Here is a 3827-nt window from a genome sequence, read left to right on the forward strand (position 1 = left end):
GCGATAAGGGACATTTTGTGTGTGTTTAGCTGCGTCCAGCCCACCCTTTTCTCACGCCTAAGCTGGGGTTCCACTGACCATCAATGCCGGTATCGAATTCTTTCGGCCGCCCATCCAGGTGACCGCGGCGTTGTAGTTCTTCTTTTGCCCACGCAGCTCGTGCGGCCTTCTCGCCGACGCGTCCGAAGTCTTGTTGCCGGGCAAGCTCAAGAGGCGGTACCGGGTCTTGCGTGTGCATGTATAGCCACCAATCCATGGTGATGCGTTGATGTTCATCGAACATGCCACGGTGCTGGCCAGCTTTGTCTTTGAGCTGCTTGTTTATCCCGCCTTCTAGCAGGTTCGTGGTGGCTTTTACATCTTGTGTCACGCCCTCTGGTGGGGCGAGGAAGACAAAGAGTTGGTCGTCTTGGATGAGCTTTTCAAACCTGCGCAGTGCACGACGTGCATTGCGGTGGGTGTACCACCATTGTTGGGTGTCGTTGACCCATGTTGGTACTTGACCTTGGGGGATATCACGGCGATAGGTGCGTTGTTTGAGCCAGTCGTCAAAGGTGATGCGGGTGGTGTGTACGGCTGCGATAAACCGTGCGGCATCGTCGGTATCAGCAACGTTGACGAGCATGTAGCCAAGCTTGCGGATTGCTTTATGTGCTGGGTGGATCGGGTTTTTACTGATATCGCTAAACGTGTTGCGTTGTACGTGGACTAGGCAGCGCTGGATGGCTACGTGGGGCCATTTACTCCGGATTGCTTTTAAGGCTCCTCCTGAGCCGTCAGTGGTGATGATTAGCGGTGGGGCGATCTTGTCGAGGAGTTTGAGGTACTCCGATGAGCTTTCCCGCAAACACCAGTGCCAGGCAATGACGTGTGTGTCCGTACATGCAACGAGCAGGCATTTCTTGTGGAAGTAGGTGCCGTCGATAAAGACTTGGTCGTAGACGCGATATGGGTCTGTCATGTTGGGCACGGTGATAAACCACAGCAGTTGAAACCATCTGGTTAAGGTGCGTCTGGTCACCTTGTGTCGTTGAGCGACGCGGTCTGCGGGTTCCCCGGAAAGGATCCAGTCGAGAAAGATTTTGAAGTGGCGTACATCGTTGGTGCGGGCGCGGGGGTTGATTGTGGATGCGTTGCAGTTCGGGCAGCGCCAGCGTTGTGTGCCTGCGGTTGTGGTTCCGTTTTTTATCAGTGTGTGGCCGCATAGTGGGCAAGACGGCCGGTTTGTGATTGCCATAGCAATTGGCCTTACCGCACCACGGTCGGAGCCTATACCACAGGTGTGGTGGTATTCGGTGTTGATTTCTCGAAACGGGCGAATGGAACTGTTTGGGAAACCATATCGGCCTGTTAGGCGAGGTCATCCCAGGAAACCGGACAGATTTATACACACAAAATGTCCCTTAAGCCTAAATTCCCCCATACTTTGAAACGCCCCGAGCAGGCGCGCCACCGGCTAGGCTATCGGCATGACTGTCGCTTGCATCCTTGTTGATATCCAAAATGACTTCTGCCCCGGCGGCTCCCTCGGCACCGCGAAGGGTGATCTCGTCGCCGAAGGCGTGCGCACACTGCTCGAAGAACACAGAGACGACTACGACTTCGTGCTCGCCACGCAGGACTGGCACATCGACCCTGGCACCCACTTCTCGCAGGACCCGGATTTTGTGGATACGTGGCCAGTCCACTGCGTTGCTGACACCGATGGCGCACAGCTGCGCGCGCCGCTGGCGTCGATAAGTATTGACAAGTACTTCCGGAAGGGGCACTACACCGCCGCGTACTCCGGCTTTGAGGGCGTCACTGACGGCGATGTGCTGCTCGGCGATTGGCTGCGCGAGAACGACGTCACCGCCGTCGATGTGTGCGGCATCGCTACGGACCACTGCGTGCGCGCCACGGTGCTTGATGCCCGCAAGGAGGGTTTCGACGTCCGCGTCCTCGCCGACCTGTGCTCCCCCGTCGACGAGGAGCGTGGCCAGGCGGCGCTGCGTGAGATGGAAGAGGCCGGGGCGACGATTGTCGCCAAGTAGCAGAAAACCCCGCTCCTCCAGCGTGGAGGGCGGGGTTTGATTGTGAACTAGCGCTGAGAGAGCAGCTCCTGCAGCTTCTTCAGCTCGCTCTTGCGCTTGCGGCTGTTAAACACCTTGATGCCAACAAGTGCTGCGACACCAACGCCGATACCAATCAGGACCTTCTGGACGGTCTCATCCTGCAGCCAGTTAGCAGCTTCGCTCTTCGCGCTGTCTGCAAGGTTGGATGGCTGAGCGCGGTCTGCGAGCTCATCGAGGGTGCTAGCGAGCTTCGAGCGGGTCTCTGCAAGGCTGCGCTCAATGTCATGAATATCTCGTGCCACGATCTACATACTCCTAGATGTGTTAACTATTTACAGAACTTCCAACCAATCTAGTGTAAAACGGGGAATTATGACTGACAACATTCGACTCGAACAAGGCGACACCGCCCCCGCATTCACCCTGACCAGCGACAAAGGCGAGACCGTTTCGCTTGCAGACTTCGCCGGCAAGCGCGTTATTGTCTACTTCTACCCACGCGCCAACACCCCGGGCTGCACCAAGGAAGCTTGCGACTTCACCGAGCACCTCGAAGTGTTTAACGACGCCAACATCGCCGTCGTCGGCATCAGCCCCGACAAGCCAGAAAAGCTGGCGAAGTTCCGCGAAGACCACGACCTGAAGATCGCCCTTCTTTCCGATCCGTCCAAGGAAACCATGACCGCCTACGGCGCATTCGGCGAGAAGAACAACTACGGCCGTATCGTGCAGGGCGTCATCCGCTCCACCATTCTCGTTGGCGCCGACGGCAAGGTTGAGCAGGCGCAGTACAATGTTCGCGCAACCGGCCACGTCGAGCGCATACTGCGCGACTGGGACCTGAATGCAACCACCAGCGCATAAGATGATATCTTTGGCGCCGTGGATACGAATACGACGCCAAACCAAGACCCCTACCTCAAAGCCGAATACAACCCTGACCGCCCGGCTGAGCCCAAGAAGCAGCGCGCAGTAATCGCGACCATCGCGATCGCGGCCTTGGTCGCCCTCGGCGGCTGGCTCATTTACGGGCCGGAGCAGGACGAAGCACCCACCCAGTCGACGGACGGCTCCGTCCAGTTCCCGATCGACGCGCCGTAGTTTTTGCAGCTTCCGCTACTCAGCTTTTGGCTTAAGGGACATTTTGTGTGTATAAATCTATCTGTTTTCCCGGGATGACCTCGGCCAACAACCAGATATGGTTTTCAAAACAGTTCCATTCGCCCGTTTTGAGAAATCAACACCGAATGACGTCTGGTGTGTGGTCTGGAGTCTGCGGGTAGCGCAGGGACCCGCGGCATCGAGGGCTCTAGGGGACTAGAACCAGCCGCCTGCGCGTTGCGCGGCCACATATAGCCAGGGGGACGAGCAAAGCCCTTGACGTGCACAATTCTGGTCGCATCGAGGTATCGGGGGTTCCGGTCGACCTCATTGCGCCGACCAACCCAGGTCAGCTCGATTTGGATGGTTTGGGGCTATTTTGCCGATTTTGCGCTGACCTGCGTTGGTAAACCGGAGTAGGTCGACCGGAAGAGGTCAACGGGAAGAGGTCGACGGACCGAAAGAATTCGATACCGGCATTGATCATCAGTGGAACCTCAGCTTAGGCGTGAGAAAAGGGTGGGCTGGACGCAGTTAGTTACACACAAAATGTCCCTTAAGCCCAGCTTTTGGCTTTTGCGGCGCGCACAAAAGAGGGTTAAGCGACAAAATGTGTGTCTGCTATCGGCGTGTCGCGGGGTTAGATGTGGCCTTTTTGGATGCCGATTGAGT

The 3827-nt window shown here is 57.0% G+C and carries 5 protein-coding genes; 3 read left to right on the forward strand and 2 right to left on the reverse strand.

From position 1 onward, the window contains the following. Positions 1 to 25: 25 nt before the first annotated feature. Positions 26 to 1237, reverse strand: coding sequence for an IS1249 family transposase (locus KBX14_RS11065; RefSeq protein WP_256042556.1), 1212 nt, complete (start codon positions 1235 to 1237; stop codon positions 26 to 28). Between the two features lie 232 nt (positions 1238 to 1469). Here KBX14_RS11065 and KBX14_RS11070 point away from each other — a divergent pair, with 232 nt between their 5' ends. Beyond that, positions 1470 to 2033 carry an isochorismatase family protein gene (locus KBX14_RS11070; RefSeq protein ID WP_256042557.1) on the forward strand — a complete coding sequence of 188 codons (564 nt, stop codon included), beginning with the start codon at positions 1470 to 1472 and terminating at the stop codon, positions 2031 to 2033. A 47-nt stretch (positions 2034 to 2080) separates the two neighbouring features. Here KBX14_RS11070 and KBX14_RS11075 read toward each other — a convergent pair whose 3' ends face one another. Continuing rightward, a complete protein-coding gene (locus KBX14_RS11075; RefSeq protein WP_070361996.1) occupies positions 2081 to 2356 on the reverse strand; it encodes a DUF3618 domain-containing protein in 276 nt (91 codons plus the stop codon). A 70-nt stretch (positions 2357 to 2426) separates the two neighbouring features. On the opposite strand from KBX14_RS11075, the gene bcp reads away from it, so the two are divergent. Together bcp and KBX14_RS11085 are read left to right on the forward strand one after the other, a co-directional pair. Beyond that, the gene (gene bcp / locus KBX14_RS11080; protein WP_070361995.1) at positions 2427 to 2918 is read left to right on the forward strand and encodes a thioredoxin-dependent thiol peroxidase; all 492 of its coding nucleotides are present in this window, start codon (positions 2427 to 2429) and stop codon (positions 2916 to 2918) included. A gap of 18 nt (positions 2919 to 2936) precedes the next feature. Continuing rightward, positions 2937 to 3155: a hypothetical protein gene (locus KBX14_RS11085; RefSeq protein WP_070361994.1), complete on the forward strand. Its 219-nt coding sequence runs from the start codon at positions 2937 to 2939 to the stop codon at positions 3153 to 3155. Positions 3156 to 3827: the final 672 nt, after the last annotated feature.

Source organism: Corynebacterium sp. CCUG 61414 (assembly GCF_024453945.1).
Lineage (GTDB): Bacteria > Actinomycetota > Actinomycetes > Mycobacteriales > Mycobacteriaceae > Corynebacterium > Corynebacterium pseudogenitalium.